This is a genomic window from Chelativorans multitrophicus, assembly GCF_011317445.1.
In the GTDB taxonomy this organism is placed as follows: Bacteria; Pseudomonadota; Alphaproteobacteria; order Rhizobiales; family Rhizobiaceae; genus Chelativorans; species Chelativorans multitrophicus.
This window is the reverse complement of record NZ_JAAAPL010000003.1, coordinates 610,085-625,762: the sequence shown is the minus strand read 5'-3', so window position 1 is coordinate 625,762 and position 15,678 is coordinate 610,085. Positions and strand designations below refer to the sequence as shown.

16 protein-coding genes, 1 tRNA gene and 1 pseudogene are annotated in these 15,678 nt (G+C 60.6%); 11 read left to right on the top strand and 7 right to left on the bottom strand.

Features of this window, described 5'->3' with window-relative positions; genetic code table 11:
• Positions 1–17 precede the first annotated feature (17 nt).
• Entirely contained in the window at positions 18–224 is a 207-nt protein-coding gene (locus GNP00_RS17440) for a DUF1737 domain-containing protein (protein WP_011582580.1), read from the bottom strand.
• Positions 221–1,102, bottom strand: a complete 882-nt coding sequence (locus GNP00_RS17435) for an HpcH/HpaI aldolase/citrate lyase family protein (RefSeq protein ID WP_041544846.1) — start codon at positions 1,100–1,102, stop codon at positions 221–223. Before GNP00_RS17435 ends, GNP00_RS17440 begins: the two co-directional genes overlap by 4 nt.
• Positions 1,103–1,207: 105 nt before the next feature.
• Between GNP00_RS17435 and leuD the strand changes: the two genes are divergently transcribed.
• Positions 1,208–1,813, top strand: coding sequence for a 3-isopropylmalate dehydratase small subunit (gene leuD / locus GNP00_RS17430; RefSeq protein WP_041544847.1), 606 nt, complete (start codon positions 1,208–1,210; stop codon positions 1,811–1,813).
• A gap of 32 nt (positions 1,814–1,845) precedes the next feature.
• Here the strand turns inward: leuD and GNP00_RS17425 are convergent, their stop codons facing one another.
• The 4 genes and pseudogenes from GNP00_RS17425 to GNP00_RS17410 form a co-directional block, all read right to left on the bottom strand.
• On the bottom strand, positions 1,846–2,061 hold the full coding sequence (locus tag GNP00_RS17425) for a Trm112 family protein (protein ID WP_011582583.1): 216 nt from the start codon (positions 2,059–2,061) through the stop codon (positions 1,846–1,848).
• 35 nt (positions 2,062–2,096) lie between these two features.
• Positions 2,097–2,768 carry an LON peptidase substrate-binding domain-containing protein gene (locus GNP00_RS17420; RefSeq protein WP_011582584.1) on the bottom strand — a complete coding sequence of 224 codons (672 nt, stop codon included), beginning with the start codon at positions 2,766–2,768 and terminating at the stop codon, positions 2,097–2,099.
• Between the two features lie 68 nt (positions 2,769–2,836).
• Positions 2,837–3,817, bottom strand: coding sequence for a thioredoxin (gene trxA / locus GNP00_RS17415; protein ID WP_011582585.1), 981 nt, complete (start codon positions 3,815–3,817; stop codon positions 2,837–2,839).
• A gap of 87 nt (positions 3,818–3,904) precedes the next feature.
• Positions 3,905–4,379: pseudogene (locus GNP00_RS17410) on the bottom strand (prolyl-tRNA synthetase associated domain-containing protein).
• A gap of 178 nt (positions 4,380–4,557) precedes the next feature.
• On the opposite strand from GNP00_RS17410, the gene GNP00_RS17405 reads away from it, so the two are divergent.
• A tRNA-Gly gene (locus GNP00_RS17405) sits at positions 4,558–4,632 on the top strand.
• 239 nt (positions 4,633–4,871) lie between these two features.
• On the opposite strand, the gene GNP00_RS17400 is transcribed toward GNP00_RS17405, so the two are convergent.
• Positions 4,872–5,105, bottom strand: coding sequence for a hypothetical protein (locus GNP00_RS17400; RefSeq protein WP_246259118.1), 234 nt, complete (start codon positions 5,103–5,105; stop codon positions 4,872–4,874).
• A gap of 979 nt (positions 5,106–6,084) precedes the next feature.
• Here GNP00_RS17400 and GNP00_RS17395 point away from each other — a divergent pair.
• The 9 genes from GNP00_RS17395 (at position 6,085) to GNP00_RS17355 (ending at position 15,516) form a co-directional block, all read left to right on the top strand.
• A complete protein-coding gene (locus GNP00_RS17395) occupies positions 6,085–6,369 on the top strand; it encodes a hypothetical protein (RefSeq protein ID WP_011582587.1) in 285 nt (94 codons plus the stop codon).
• A gap of 596 nt (positions 6,370–6,965) precedes the next feature.
• Positions 6,966–7,940, top strand: a complete 975-nt coding sequence (locus GNP00_RS17390) for a cupin domain-containing protein (RefSeq protein ID WP_011582588.1) — start codon at positions 6,966–6,968, stop codon at positions 7,938–7,940.
• Positions 7,941–8,003: 63 nt separating this feature from the next.
• Positions 8,004–8,885, top strand: a complete 882-nt coding sequence (locus GNP00_RS17385) for a fumarylacetoacetate hydrolase family protein (protein WP_011582589.1) — start codon at positions 8,004–8,006, stop codon at positions 8,883–8,885.
• A 14-nt stretch (positions 8,886–8,899) separates the two neighbouring features.
• Positions 8,900–10,051 carry an acyl-CoA dehydrogenase family protein gene (locus tag GNP00_RS17380; RefSeq protein WP_011582590.1) on the top strand — a complete coding sequence of 384 codons (1,152 nt, stop codon included), beginning with the start codon at positions 8,900–8,902 and terminating at the stop codon, positions 10,049–10,051.
• Positions 10,048–11,124, top strand: coding sequence for an acyl-CoA dehydrogenase family protein (locus GNP00_RS17375; RefSeq protein ID WP_011582591.1), 1,077 nt, complete (start codon positions 10,048–10,050; stop codon positions 11,122–11,124). The genes GNP00_RS17380 and GNP00_RS17375 overlap by 4 nt, the downstream gene beginning before the upstream one ends.
• A gap of 51 nt (positions 11,125–11,175) precedes the next feature.
• Positions 11,176–12,366, top strand: coding sequence for a CoA transferase (locus GNP00_RS17370; RefSeq protein WP_011582592.1), 1,191 nt, complete (start codon positions 11,176–11,178; stop codon positions 12,364–12,366).
• A complete protein-coding gene (locus GNP00_RS17365; protein ID WP_011582593.1) occupies positions 12,359–13,546 on the top strand; it encodes an acyl-CoA dehydrogenase family protein in 1,188 nt (395 codons plus the stop codon). Before GNP00_RS17370 ends, GNP00_RS17365 begins: the two co-directional genes overlap by 8 nt.
• A gap of 16 nt (positions 13,547–13,562) precedes the next feature.
• A complete protein-coding gene (locus GNP00_RS17360; protein ID WP_011582594.1) occupies positions 13,563–14,348 on the top strand; it encodes a FadR/GntR family transcriptional regulator in 786 nt (261 codons plus the stop codon).
• Positions 14,349–14,379: 31 nt separating this feature from the next.
• Positions 14,380–15,516, top strand: coding sequence for a CaiB/BaiF CoA transferase family protein (locus tag GNP00_RS17355; protein WP_011582595.1), 1,137 nt, complete (start codon positions 14,380–14,382; stop codon positions 15,514–15,516).
• Positions 15,517–15,678: the final 162 nt, after the last annotated feature.

Below are 15,678 nucleotides of genomic sequence, written 5' to 3'. Positions count from 1 at the left end.
AGATAAGAAATCGCGCCTCAGTATTCTCCGAGCTTCATTTCGGGAGAGTAGTCCAGCCCGTCCACTTCCTTGTAAACCGCCTGGCCGCAGCGCATCGCCTTGGCTTCGGGGTCATAGGCATAGGTGGGTGATCCGTGGAGCAGCCAGCCTTTGTTCAGCGCGGCCGTGACCTTGTGGCAGAAGCTTGAGTCGTCCGGACCGGACAGAAAGCGGTAGAGCCTCATTCACCTCTCTCCTTGATTTCCTGCGCCTTCTTGAGCAGCGCTTCCGATTGTTCGAGATGGAGACGCTCCACCATGCGGCCCTGGATGGAGACGACGCCCCGAAAGCGGTTTTCCGGCTTCGAGAACTCTTCGACGACAGCTTCCGCTTCCGCGATTTCCGCGGCTGTGGGCGAGAAGGCCGCGTTGGCGGGATCGATCTGCGCGGGATGGATCAGCGTCTTGCCGTCGAATCCCATGGCGCGGGCTTCCGCGCATTCCCGCGCGAAGGCTTCCAGATCGCGAAAATCGTTGGACACCCCGTCCAGCGCTGTCAGGTTTCCGGCACGGGCGGCAAGAACGATCTGCATCAGCCAGGGCGCCATATTGATCCGGCTGGTGACGCGCGTTTCCTTGGCAATGTCGTTCGTACCGGCAACGAGGCAGGAAAGCCGCGCGGCGGGATCGCGCCCCAACTCCGCGATTGCGCCTATATTGAGCACGCTGCGGGCGGTTTCGACCATGGCCCAAAGGCGGATCGAGCGCGGCGCATCCGTCTCGTCGAGCACCGCATCGACATCGAGAATATCGCGTGGGCCATCTATTTTGGGCAGCAGGATTGCGTCGGGCCGGCAGGCTCCTGCGACCTGCAGGTCCCCGGTCCCCCATTCGCTCGACAGTGCATTGACGCGGATGACGGTCTCGCATTTCGGCCGCCCGGATCCGGCAAGAAAGCCGCGCAGGCGCTCGCGCGCATCTTCTTTCTCCTCGGGCCCGACCGCGTCTTCCAGGTCATAGATGACGGCATCGCAGGGGAGCGCAGCGCTTTTGCGCAGCGCCTTTTCGTTGCTGGCGGGCACATAAAGGACGGAGCGGCGCAGGCGAGGCAGGGGCTCATGCATGCGCACTTTCATGGCGCAGCGCGCAGAAGGGCGCAAGGGCTTTGCGTATCCGCATGGTTGTTGTAAAGGGATGTCACCCAAGTGTTGCAGCTAGGCAAAAAGTTCATGGAAAAGTTCACCACGCTCACCGGCGTCGCCGCGCCTCTGCCGATCGTCAATATCGATACAGATATGATCATCCCGAAGGATTATCTGAAGACGATCAAGCGCACCGGGCTCGGCTCGGGCCTTTTCGCCGAGATGCGTTACAACGAGGACGGGTCGGAGAACCCGGATTTCGTTCTGAACAAGCCAGCTTACCGCAGCGCCAAGATCCTCGTCGCGGGCGATAATTTCGGCTGCGGTTCGAGCCGCGAGCATGCGCCGTGGGCCCTGCTCGATTTCGGCATCCGCTGCGTGATTTCCACAAGCTTTGCCGACATCTTCTACAACAACTGCTTCAAGAACGGCATTCTGCCCATCACGGTCTCGCCCGAGGAACTCGAAAAACTGATGGAAGACGCCGAGCGCGGCGCCAATGCCACGCTGACGGTCAATCTGGAGACGCAAGAGATCCATGGGCCGGACGGCGGTGTCATCAAGTTCGAGATCGACGCCTTCAAGCGCCATTGCCTCCTGAACGGCCTTGATGATATCGGGCTCACGCTGGAAAAGGCGCCCGCCATCCAGTCCTTCGAGAACAAATACGCCGAAAGCCGCCCCTGGGCCTGAGCGGGCGGCATTTCAAACCGCTCCGCAGTTCTTCACCGCCGGGGCTTATCCGGTTCAAGCGGCCGGGCTTCCCCTGGTAGCATCACGGGAACGCCGTCGCGAACCGGATATGCAAGCCCGGCCTTGGCGGAGATGAGTTCGTTTTTCGCAGGGTCCCACTTCAGCGGACCCTTGGTGACCGGGCACGCCAGAAGTTCCAGAAGCTTCGGGTCGATCGACGTCCTCTCGATTCGCCTGCCATCCGTCATGGGGGTACTCTCCTTAAACCTTGCCGGCCGACGCCCTATTGCAGCGTCCGATGGGCATGGCCCTCCTTGCGCGCGAGGATGCGTTCCGTGATGGCGATCAGGGTTTCGGCCCTCGCCCTCAGGTCCGGCGCGTCCAGAAGGGCCTGCTTCTCCGCAGCTCCGAACGGGGCCATCATGGCAAGCCCATTCACCAGTGTTCCGTTGTCTGCGCGCAGGAAGCTCTGCCAATCTGCATCGAAATCATTCGCCTCCAGATAGGCGCGAAGCGTGCGCATGAGCTTTACCCGGTCAACATTCTCAGCGGAGCTGTCGTCCTGGAGGTCGGTGGGGAAAGGCTGGATACGGCACTGCCTGAAAGGCGTTTCGACAGCAATCTCCTCCCGAAGGTGAAAGCGGCAAATCCCGTGCAGGGTGATGAGATAACGACCATCACCTGTTTCCCTCATTGAAACGATCCGGCCGACGCAGCCAAGATCGCAGAGAGCGGAATCCGCGACTGCCCCCTCCGGGCGATCGAAGCCCGGCTGAATCATGCCGATAAGCCTGCCGCCGGCCAGAGCATGATCGACCATGCTGAGATAGCGCGGCTCGAAAATATTGAGTGGCAGCAGCCCACCGGGAAGAAGAAGCGCTCCGGCCAGAGGAAAGACAGGGATAATCTCAGGCAGGTCAGCGATATCGTGGTAAACGGCGTTACCGGCTTTCACATCTCATCTCCTGGCGGGAGCCAAGGATATCGCCGAAGTCCCGCGATTCCCTGCCCCCCCAAAAATGGCTACGAGAACAGGAGCGAAGAGAGCCTGCGCCGCGCGGAGAGCGTTGCAGGATCCGTCATCCCCCAGGCATCGAAAAGCTCAAGCAGCTTGCCCCGCGCTGCATCGTCGTTCCAGCTGCGATCCGCCTTGATGATGGCGAGAAGATTGTCGGCCGCTTCCGCGCGCTTTCCCTGAGCATTGAGGATCAGCGCCAGGTCGAAACGAGCCTGATGATCATCAGGATTCGAGGCAAGGCGTTGCTGAAGCTCGGCCGGATTGCCCAGGCCGGCCACCTGCTCGGCAAGGGCCATCTTCGCGCGCACCGTGGCCACAGCCGCCGCGTTCTTCTTGGCGTCCGGCACCTGGTCGAGCAGCGAGCGCGCCTCGTCTGTCTGTCCCGCTTCGAAGAGAAGATCTGCAAGTCCCGCAAGTGCGTCCACCTGCTCGGGTTCCTGCTGGAGGACGGCCGAGTAGATTTGCGCCGCCATCTGCGAATCGCCGGCTTCGCGCGCCTCGGCGGCGGCTGCCAGCGCCTCCTCCACTTTGCTGCCGCCAGCGGAAATCCGCTTTATGAAATCGCGGATCTGGCTCTCCGGAACGGCACCCATGAAGCCATCGACGGGCTGGCCTTCCTTGAAGGCAATGATGGCCGGAATGGACTGGATGCCCAATTGGCCTGGAATGGCCGGATGGTCATCGATATTGAGCTTCACCAGCTTCACGCGGCCGCCCGCCTCGCGCACCGCTTTTTCGAGCAGGGGCGTAAGCTGCTTGCAAGGCCCGCACCAGGGCGCCCAGAAATCCACAAGCACGGGCTGATTGCGGGATTCCTGAATCACATCCGCGGCAAAGGAAGCGGTGCTTGTGTCTTTTATGAGATCCCCGGAGGAAGGCGCAAGTGCGTGGGCGGCAGCGCCGCCGGCATCCGCGCGGGACGCGCCGCCGAAGGTGACATTGCCTGTCATTCCACCGCCCGCATATGGGTTTTCACGGTCGTTCATGTCGGCCTTCCTAGAATTGTCCGTCCCTTGAAACTTGCAGATAACAGCCGATCCGGCAAACGCAAAGCGGCTCCCGTGATGTGGCGTTCATTGCGTTATTTTCAAGATGGCCGGCTCGTGTCCGGTTGAGCGGAGAAAGCGTATCAAATCCACGTTGCGGATGGAAGTCGTGGCCTCGTTGTGAAGAGGATGGACGTTGATCACTTCGCTTTCAACAAGCGCCTCATCCAGGACGACCTGAACACGCCGCTCGATATCATTGATTACGCCGAACAGCGTCACGGAGCCCGGCGTCACACCAAGGAACGCCATCAGCTTTTCCGCGCTGCCGAAGGATACGTGACCGGATGCCCCCGATGAGCTGATGGATGGCTTTAAGGTCCAGTCGCGCCTCCTCTTCCACAGTCAGGAGAAAGAGCCTGTCCTTCTTATCCTTCAGGAACAGGTTCTTTGTATGCGCGCCGGGGATTTTGCCGCGCAGGCTACGCGACTCCTCAACCGTGAAGAGGGGCGGATGCTCAAATGTCTTCACCTCGATGCCGAGTTCGTCGAGATAGCGCATCAGGTCTTGAGTGGTTGCCGGCACGCTGGCTCTCCAATTCGCGAAGCGGTCTGTTTAGGCGCTTTGCCTGACTATGTGCAAGCCGAGGCGCAATGTCGGTAAGGAAACATGAATTCCCTGTTGCAATCGCCGAGGAGTTCGGCCATATAAGCGCCGCTTGCGGTGTTTCACCGCGCGAGCGGGTGTAGCTCAGGGGTAGAGCACAACCTTGCCAAGGTTGGGGTCGAGGGTTCGAATCCCTTCGCCCGCTCCAGTTTTCCTTAAAATTGAATGGCTTAGGGCTCGGGGCATCCGAGCCTTCTTGCTGTCTGGACGCCGGGGAGCGCGCGGGGAAGCAGATGCACATCCACCTTGGCCCTGATTAGCAGCAAGAAGGCCGCCCAGGTATCCAGGCGGCCTAGTTGAACATGTCCGCTCTATACGTGCGAGCGACGAATCATGGCCTCGGCAGATGCCAAAGCGGCCTTGGCCGCAGCCAACGCGGCCATCGCGTCAATGAGCAACCCGACCTGCAGGATAAGGGCCGGGAGGTGGAAGGTCAGCCACATCAGCCTGCGCGACCCAATCATACCGAGAGCCGGTGGCAATTTCCGCAATGCGGCCGCCGTTCACTCCGAACCATGCAGCAACATCATGCTGCCGGTCGCCACAGGCCAACACCCCCTTCACGATTGCCGCATCGTCCGCCGAGAGGATGATGCCACTGGGTTCAGCGCGCTTCGCCATGACACACCTCACTGCACGCTGATCTTAAGGAGGCGCTGCTGCATCTTCGCAACCAGCACACGGCGCCCAGCACTGCTCGAGCAGGATCCAGCGGCACCCAGCGGGGCAGCGCGCCAGAAGGTGACGCTCTTGACGGGATCGCCCGAAGCGTTCTCGCCTTCGACCTCTTCGAGCGCGCCGCGCAGGATGCTGGCGTAGCTCGCGGGTTCCGTGACCCCATCCCCCGCGAGCGAGCAATATCGATCACCTGGATCAGGAGCATGTGGAGCGCGGTCACGCCTATGCCCTTCTGCACCGAGAACTCCGACGGTTCATCGAAAGCCTCGGGCACGACGTTCCTGATGCCACGCCAGTAGGCGTCTAGGATCGACCCTGCTGCTCAGGCGAGAGCGCCTTGAAGTAGGGCGAGTTAAGCGCCGGCTTGAGCGAAGACACCATAGACTCAGACGGCATAACAGTATCGCCCTTCTCCATCGCGGCGAAGCGGATGCGGTTGCGCCAGACGGGGCTGTTCTCGACAGCTGCTTAACGATGTTCGTGGCATGGACCTGCCCGTCGCGACCGCGCTCAACGAGCGATTCCATCACTTCGGGGTCTGCGCCCGCTGCGACAGGAGCTCTTAGGCGAGATCGGTGCGAACCGACTTGGCCTTCGAGTTGACGATGTAAAACTGGTCCATTTCTTCGTCTTCCGTCGCGCCGAGCATGCAGGTGAAGGGAATCATGTACTTCGACCACCGATCTTCCTCGAAGTCCTAGATCAGGCGCATAAGGGCAAGGATACGGTGCTGCCCGTCAACGACATAGAACTTAGGTTCGTAGCCTAGGGACCGCCCCGAATCGTTCAACGATGGCAACGCGCTCTTGCGTCTGGCCGAGTTTAAATGGCGGTGGCAATGTGGCTTTGCGGTTCTGTCAAATGGGACTCGATCCGACTTCTGCATTTGAGGCAATACAGCTAGCCCGGGAAGAATTGGGGAATGCTCTGCAAGACGCAGCGGCTATCCAACCACGATCCGTTTGCCTGGTTTTGGCGACGACACTTCCTATTGGTGGAGGCGCTGCTCGCCGCCGCCTCGGTTGCGGTGGAATTTGCGGTTTGGCTTCTCCAGTACGGAGGCTCGGTTGTCGTGGAGTGCCCTCTTCGAGAAAATAGGGCAACACTATACGGCACCACTGCATCTATCTTTGGTTCGCTGCTTGGTTTTGCGATTACAGCGACCTCCATTGTCCTCGGCTTTCCGCGTCCGATCGGCCCGCAGTAATTCGGGGAAGCGCCCATTATCCCACGCTATGGAAAGCCATTGTTAACATTGAACAGTAGGCGCTTCGTCCAATTCAGCCAGTGCAGGGGACACATCTCTTGGCGAAGATGTGAGATGGAGCTCACCTGGATTCGTCCGTTAGACCCACAGCCCGCCGACGGCGCTGTCAAGCACTTCGAGGTGCGCCACCGCGACTACGGCGCGCTGACGCTGCTGCGTAGGGAGGTGGTTGGTCCGGAACTCCCAGGACCGCAACATGTTCGCGGCGTTATTCGCGCCAGCGGACCGGAGGTTCGGCGAGAAAGACCTGCTGCAAACTGTTCAGGACGGAACAACTGTAACAGCTGCCGGAAAATAATGTTGGCCACTAGCTGTTATTCGCAATGAATCGACTTTCCCCACCTGGGTTCGTTCCAGTCGCCGGACTCAACAAGACGCGGTCACCGCATTTGGCTATGGCGGATCCTCAGCGGCAGCTTTCCGTAAAATGTATTTTGGATTGAAACACCGAAGTGGAAGCTCTATAAGCCAATGGTAGAACCATTCTATTGGTTTACAGTTGCGCGGCTCGTGGGAGCCATTGGAGGAGAAGCGGAATGACCCAGATGCAGCATCCGGGACGGTTTGCAGGCGTGACCACTCTTGATCAGCTCTACGAGAAGCTGAAGGACGTCAAGATGGGTCCCGGATGGAACAAGCCCGAGCCTTCCCTTTACCCGGCGCCGAAGAAGACCTTTGTTCCTGCTCACTGGTCCTACAAGGACGCTCGCGCGGCTTTGTCGATTGCGGGCGATCTGGTGAGCACTGAGCTTGCGGAAAGGCGCAACCTGATCCTGGCCAATCCGATCCCAGGAAACACCTATGCCACCACGCGCACGCTGGTTGCCGCCTATCAGATGGTGCGCGGGCATGAAACGGCGCGTAGTCACCGCCACACGCCCAACGCGCTGCGCCTGGTCGTCGAGACCGGACCGGAGACTTATACGATCGTCCAGGGTCAAAAATTCCTGATGGAGCCGGGCGATGTGCTTTTGAGGCCAAACTGGCTGTGGCACGGCCATGCCAATGGAAGCGATTCCGACGCATACTGGATCGATTTCCTCGATGCGCCTCTGGTGCAGCTGCTTGAGCCGATGTTCTTCGAGCATTTCCCCGATGGGGTGGAGAAAGCGACCAACATCGCGCACGACTCGCCTATGCGCTTTGCCTGGAAGGACACAAAGGCGCGGCTTGCCGAGGCCTCGCGGAAAGGAGGTGTCCGCGAAGTCTCGCTTGGCAATCCTTCTGGGGGCCCGGCCCTCGATTCAACAGCGCTTTATGTCCAGGAAGTCGAGGGCGGAGCGACCACCGACCGCGCCCAGACAACGGCAAACAGCATTTTCGCTGTCATTTCGGGTGAGGGCGAAAGCGACATCGATGGAATGCCGTTTCGTTGGTCGCGCGGCGATGTCTTCGCGGTGCCCTCATGGCGCCCCTTCACCCACACCGCAATCGGCGGTTCGGCCTACCTGCTGCGCGTCACTGACGAGCCGGTGATGAAGATGCTGAATTGGCTGCGTACCGCCGGCTGAGCGGCCAATAAAACCACCCTTTGTGCCTGATCTCAGGCCGGCGGCAAATATTCGGAGGGAGCAATGAAGCTTGCATGTTTCGACGGAGGACGCATCGGCGTCGTGTCCGGTGACAGAATCGTTGACGTGACGCCGGCGGCTGGGGTCGACCCCGCGTCCTGGCCTCCGGTCGGCATGGTGCAGGTGATAGCGAATTTCGAGCGGCTGCGTGCGACATTTCAGCACCAGCTGGATGCAGGCGGCGGGAAACCGCTTGCGTCGGTGCGGCTCGAATGTCCCATCGCATGGCCGAATAAGGTGGTAGCCTTCCCTGCCAATTATCACGCTCATATCGATGAGATGAAGGCCGGCTCGGGCCTGATCTCAAATTTTGCCGCGGCCGGCCAGGGCTTTTTCCTCAAGGCCAATTCGAGCCTGAGCGGGCCAGCCGACCCTATCGTGCTGCCCAACCTAGACGGCCGGGAGGTCCATCATGAGAGCGAACTTGCGGTCATCATCGGCAAACGAGGGCGCAATATCCCGAGGGAGAACGCCCTCCAACATGTTTTCGGCTATTCCTGCCTGATCGACGCCGTGGTGCGCGGCAAGGAAGAGCGGGTGATGCGCAAATCTTACGACACATTCTGCCCGCTCGGGCCTTGGCTTGTCACCGCCGAGGAAGTACCTGACCCGGCCAATATCGACATTGAGCTGACGGTAAACGGCGAAGTCCGGCAAAAGGCCAACACACGCGCCCTGATCGTGGACGTGCCGGAGATGATCGCGATGGCCTCTTCGGTGATGACACTTGAGCCGGGTGACATCATTGCCTCGGGAACGCCGTCAGGAGTAGGCCCGATGCTGCCCGGAGATGCCGTTTGCATCACGATCGCCGGTGTCGGCGAAATGCGGCTGAATGCGGTGCGTGGCGAGGGACCCGTCCATCCCGTGTGGATCAAGGATTGAGGTAAGAGGCCTAGATGCTGCACAGTTTTCGTCTGGACACGTCAAAGCTCCCACCCGCGCTTGAAACTCTCCGCGAGGAGGTCCGCGATTTCATCGAGTCCGAAAGAAGGGAGGGATCCTTCACCATCGGGCCAGGGGGATGGCAGCGCTATGACCGCAGCCTCAGCATGAAAATTGGCGCCAAAGGCTGGATCGGAATGACCTGGCCGAAGCGCTACGGAGGCCACGAGCGGAGCGCCATGGAGCGTTACGTAGTGACAGAAGAACTACTGGCCGCCGGCATGCCATTGCGTGCTCACTGGGTGGGCGACCGGCAGATCGGCCCGAACCTCCTGAAATTCGGCACCGAGGAACAAAAGTCGTCCATACTTCCACGGATTGCACGCGGTGAGCTTTCCTTTTGTGTCGGACTAAGCGAGCCGGATTCCGGCTCCGACCTCGCTTCCATCCGCAGCCGCGCCATTGAGGTGGATGGTGGCTGGCGGGTGCAGGGGACGAAAATCTGGCAGAGCATCGCGCACAAGGCCGAGTACATGACGCTGTTCGTGCGGACCTCCCCACTGGGAGAGAACAAGCACGAGGGCATCAGCCAGTTTCTGGTCGACATGACCTCGCCAGGAATCTCCGTACGCCCGATCATCAATCTCGTCGGTGAGCACGATTTCAACGAGGTGCACTTCGAGGACGTCTTCGTTCCCGACAGTGCGGTGATCGGGACGATCGGCAACGGCTGGAACCAAGTTTCAGGTGAACTCGCCTATGAGCGATCGGGCGCGGACCGCTGGTTTGGCACTTTCGACGTCTTCGCCGCCGGGGTCGACCGTACTGCGGAGGGCGCTGAGAACGAATGTGCGATCGGCCGGCTGGCCGCCCAGTTCTGGACATTGCACCGCATGTCGCTCGGCATCGCCCAAATGCTTGAAGAAGGCGTCACCCCCAATGTTGAGGCGGCGCTGGTGAAGGACCTTGCGACAAATTTCGATCAGGAGATTCCGGCCGTGCTGCGCCAGGTGGTCCCGGCGGACGCGCGGGCGCGCTTGCCCGAAGACGATCCTTTTCCCGCTATGCTCGACCATGCGCTGAAGTTTGCTCCGGCGCTTACGATCAAAGGCGGCACGAAGGAGATCCTGCGCGGCATCATTGCCAGAGGGCTGGGGTTGAGATGATGGACAATTTACTCCTTAATACTGCCACGCGGGTGTTCTCGGACATCTGCACCCCGGCGCTCAAGGAAGCGGGTGAGGAGGGGCATTTTTCAACCGAGGCCTGGGCCCTCCTCGTGGAAACGGGACTGGTTTTGGCCAACACCTCGGAAGATCGTGGGGGTGTTGGCGCTTCAGCCTACGAGATGGCCGAGATCCTTCGCATCGCCGGCTCCCAAGCTCTTCCGCTCCCCTTGCCCGAGGTGTTTCTTGCGGAAACCGCCCTGTCCGCGGCTGGGTTGCCCCCCGCGGAGACTCCTCTGACAGTGGCGCCGGCGATCTCCGGAGAGCGGCTTGAAGCGGTGTGCCACAACGGCGCGTGGACGGTTCGGGGAACGCTTCACATGGTGCCATGGGGGCGGCATCTAGACATCGTCACGATCGCCGCGACTTGCGATGGGCCATTAACCGTGGTGCTGCGCCGTCCGGCGGAGATCAAGGCGGGCATGAATCTCGCCAACGAACCGCGCGATCGCGTTACTTTCATGGGCGCCGAGGTGCTCGCCGCCGGGGAGCCGGGAAAAGGTCTGTCCGCCACGCAGCTTTATCTCGCCGGTGCGCTGGCCCGATCTGTCCAGACCGTCGGCGCAATGGAGCGCATCCGTGACCTAACGGTGGAATACGCTCAAGCACGCCAGCAGTTCGGTCGTCCTCTTGCGAAATTCCAGGCGGTTCAGCAGCAGATTGCGGTTCTCGCCAGCCAAGTGGCAGCGTGCCAGGCAGCGGTGGATGGCGCGGTCGAAGCCTCGGCTGCCGGGCCTGCCACCTTTGAGATCGCTGCCGCCAAGGCGGTAACGGGCGAGGCGACAGGGACCGTGGCCGCCATCGCCCATCAGATCCACGGTGCGATGGGATTCACGCATGAGTATCCCCTGCACCTCAACACGCGGCGAATCTGGTCCTGGCGCGAGGAATTCGGAACCGAAGCGGAGTGGCAGCGCTGGATCGGCCGGAACATGAAGGCACTGGGAGGTGCAGGAATTTGGCCGTTCCTTTCCGCCAAGGCAAAAAACCCGCCGGTGGAAATCGATGCCTAGGCAACTTGCGTCCAAGCGTCCGCCCCGTGCGTTATTTGAGGAGAACAGGCAGTGACTTCCAGCGTCAACCCACCCCTCCATGGCGTGAAGGTGCTCGACTTCACTAGCATCCTGGCGGGTCCTTATTGCACGCGGATGCTGGCGGATGCCGGTGCCGAGATCATCAAGGTGGAGCCGCCGGAAGGAGATCACAAGCGCACCGTGCCGCCGGTACGAGCGGGCTATTCAACCCCGTTCGCTCAGGCCAATGCCGGGAAACGCAGTGTCGTTCTCAACCTTAAAACGCCGGAAGGCCGGGCAGCGGCAACCGCGCTGGCAGCCAAGTGCAACGTGGTGGTCGAGAACTGGCGCCCTGGCGTCGCCAAGAGGCTGGGGCTCGATTACGATACGCTCGTTAGCGTAAACCCGTCCATCATTCACTGCGCCATTTCGGGTTATGGCCAGGAAGGACCCAATGCGCTGCGGCCGGCGCTAGCGCCCATTCTCCACGCCATGAGCGGTTATGAAATGGCACAGATGGCCTATCAGGAAGGTGCCGACCGGCCGGCGGCGACCGGCATTTTCCTGGGTGACGTGGTTTCCGGCCTCTCGGCTTTCGGCGCCATCAGCTCGGCGCTCTATCGCCAGCAGCAGACGGGAGAGGGTGCCTCCATCGACGTTGCAATGTTCGATGTGATGCTGAACCTACTGGTCTATGAATATCATCAGGCGATGTTCCAGCCCGTTCACCGGCGTATTTTCCCACCCCTCAAGGCGCGCGACGGGTTCGTCGTCGTGGCACCCGTAAGCGCGAAGAATTTCGAGAATACTGCACGCGCGATGGGTCACCCTGAATGGATCACCGATCCGCGCTTTTCGACGCCGGCGGCCCGCGTGGCAAATTGGAAAGAGCTGATGACTCTGATCGAGGAGTGGACGGTTGAGCGAGACGCCGCTGAATGCGAGCGCATCCTTGTGGCAGGAGAGGTCCCGGCTTCGCGCTATTATACCGTGAAGGAAAATTTACAGGATCCCTACCTCTATGAACGCGGCACTCTCGCGCGAGTGATGGACGGGGCCGGAGAACTGACGATTCCGGCCGCTCCCTTCCAGTTCGGCGACCGCAGCGTTTACCCTCACCCCTATGTGCCTGGCCTCGGCGCCGACACGGGAGATGTGCTCAGGGAGTATCTGGGATATTCCGATGGCCAAGTCGCGTTGCTCGAGGAGCAGATGCGCAAGGGAGGAGGCAATCATGGATGAATTGGCCGAGATCGCGCCCGCCGCAGGTATGGTCGAGGATTTCCTGACGGCAGAGCAGGTCGCCATTCGGGAAATGGCCCGTGACGTCGCGGAAAACCTGGTTAAGCCCCTCGCCGCTCAAATCGATGAGGATGACGCATTCCCGCGGGAGCTGATCGAGGAGTTTGGCCGCCTTGGGCTCATTCAGCTGGCCGTGCCGGAAGAGTTCGGCGGTGCCGGCGGCCGGGTGACGGAAATGTGCCTGGTCCGGGAGGAGATCAGCCGGGTATCCGCCTCCGCCGCCTGGCTCGCCGGCAATAACACTGCAGGCGGTGTCATGCCGCTTTTGCTTGGCTCGACCGAGGAAATGCGGCGTCGCTACCTGCCCGAACTTGCGACAGGCAAGCATCTGACCTGCATCGCGATGAGCGAATCCGACGCGGGCTCCGATGTCAGCGCCATTCGCACGACGGCGGTGCGCGATGGAGATCATTATGTGGTGAATGGCACCAAGACCTTTATCTCCTCGGGCCCCGTGGCGAGCTTCGGCACAGTTCTTGCCAAGACCGGCCCCGTATCGGCAGGCAAGGACGCTATATCGTCCTTTTTCTTCGACGCCAGCTGGAAAGGCATCAGCGTCGGCAAGAAAGACCGGAAATTGGGGATGCGCGGCACGCCAACCGGCGAAATCCGGTTCGAGGATGTGCGCATACCGGCCTCGCACATTCTTGGTGGCGGCGAGGGACGCGGCTTCGCGCTGGCCATGAAAGTGCTCAATCGAAACCGGCCCACGGTTGGTGCATTTGGCTGCGGAATCGCTCGCGGCGCCGCGGATTATGCCCTCGCCTACACAAAGGAGCGCCGCGCCTTTGGCCGGGCCGTCTATGATTTTCAGGCCACGCGCTTTGCCTTTGCAGACATGTACATGCAGATCGAAGCCGCACGTTCTCTCCTTTATCGGACGGCTTACCGCCTGGATAGCGATCCGGATGCGCCGGAGACGGAATGCTTATCGGCCATGGCGAAATGCTTCGCGTCCGAGATGTGCATGCGAGTGGCGATCTCGGCCATGGAGCAGCTGGGCGGCCATGGCTACATGGTTGATCACCCACTTGAACGCATGATGCGGGATGCCAAGGCCCTTCATTTCCTGGAGGGAACGAACCAGATTGCCCGGATCGTGATGATGCGCGACAAATGACCGTGCGGAAGAACTGATGATTCGGGAGACCGCTACTGTGAAGGAATTTGCTCCGCTCAAATCTAGCCGGCTAAGCGATGCTATAGGCGAGCAGATCCGCACCCGGCTGGCCACTGGCGACCTGCGTCCGGGGGATAAGCTTCCCTCGGAACGCGAGCTTGCCAATCAACTCAATGTCAGCAGGAATGCGGTGCGCGAGGCGCTTCGCATGCTCGAGATGAGCGGCGTCGTCAAATTGCAGAAGGGCGCCAAAGGCGGAGCCTTCATTGGCGACGGCAATGCCGAGGTTCTGGCGACCGGGCTCAAAGACCTGCTCAATTTGCGCGGATTGACGATCGAGCAGCTGACTGAATCCCGAATCTGGTTAGCAGAGATCGTCGTTCGTGTAGCCTGCGAACGCGCAACGGAGCGCGATCTCGATCTACTCGAGGCAAATATAGATGAAGCGGAGCGCTGCTTTGCCAGGGGCGACCTGGACGGAAAGCTCGCGTGTCAGATTGAATTCCACAACATCTTAGCGCGGGCTACCGGCAATCCCGTGCTGATCATCATCATCGCCTCTACTATGGATTTAATGCATCACGTAGCCCAGACGGTGGGCGCCGAAAGCAACGATCTCGCGCTGAAATCACGGCGACGGTTCATGAAGTATTTTCGCGCGCGCGACATTGCGGCCGCGGTGGCCGAAATGACCGATCATCTGGAGCAGCTCAAGGCTCGCTATGTAGAGCTGATGCATGAGCGAGAGAGCCGCATGACAGGAGTCGGCGCTAATTCGGCGGTGCAGACGAACGTAAAATAGCGGTTACGTTAAAAAAGAGCGAGGATGATAAATGGGGCCGCTTGCGGGCTTCAAAGTGGTTGAGTTTGCCGGCGTCGGGCCGGGCCCGATGGCGGCCATGCTTATTGCTGATCTCGGGGCGACGGTGCTACGCATCGATCGGGCCAAACCGGTGGAGCTTGGACGGCCGCGGCCGCTCAAATACAACCTGCCGCTGCGCAACCGACACTCGATCGCGCTCGACCTCAAGAATCCCGATGCGGTTCGCTTCGCGCTGTCGCTCGTGGCGAAGGCCGATGCGCTTATCGAGGGCTTTCGCCCCGGCGCCATGGAACGCCTGGGTCTGGGACCTGATGAATGCCTGAAGATGAACCCACGCCTCATCTACGGCCGCATGACGGGGTGGGGCCAGGATGGACCGCTCGCCAAAACCGCGGGTCATGACATCAACTATATCGCGCTTGCCGGCGCGCTGAACGCCATTGGCCGGCGGGATCAGCCCCCCTCCATACCTCTGAATTTTGTCGGAGATTTTGGGGGCGGCGCGCTTTACCTTGCCTTCGGCATCATGGCTGCCGTCTATGAAGCGCAACGCTCAGGCAAAGGGCAGGTGGTGGACGCGGCGATTGTCGATGGCGTCGCTTCCATGATGGTGAACTACTGCGGACTGACAGCAGCCGGACTTACCTCCCCGCGCGGGACCGGACCAACCGATTCGGGCTCGCATTTCTATGACAGCTATCAATGCGCGGATGGCAAATGGGTTTCTGTCGGCGCAATCGAGAAGCGGTTCTACAAACAGCTTTTGAGCATTCTTGGCCTAGACCCCGTCACTTTGCCGGACCAATGGGACCGGGAAGGCTGGCCGACAATGAAGCAGCGTCTCGCCGAAATCTTTTCGACGAAGACTCAGGCGGAGTGGTGCGCGCTTCTGGAAGGAACCGACGCCTGCTTTGCTCCGGTGCTTGAAGTCGGGGATTTAATGCAACACCCGCACCTCAAAGCAAGGAAGACTTACATCAAGGTCGATGATGTTGTGCAGCCCGCCCCCGCTCCCCGTTTCAGCCGCTCCCGCCCCGAACAGCCACGGCCGCCGCAACCCGCCGGAGCGGTACCCTGCGAGGTCGCGCTTGAAGGATGGCTCGACAGCGCGGCCATTAACGTGGCGAAAGACGCGAAACTGATCTGACCCGATGCCAAGGAGCTGAGTCGATCGCGTGCCGGATCGGCACGCGAACTGCCGCGTACGTCCATACGCGCAAGACGGATCGGTCTTCCCGCTCCCTCGCAAACGACGCATTTCATGCAAAACCGTTGACGTCTTTTATCAATGGTTCTACCAATAAAATAG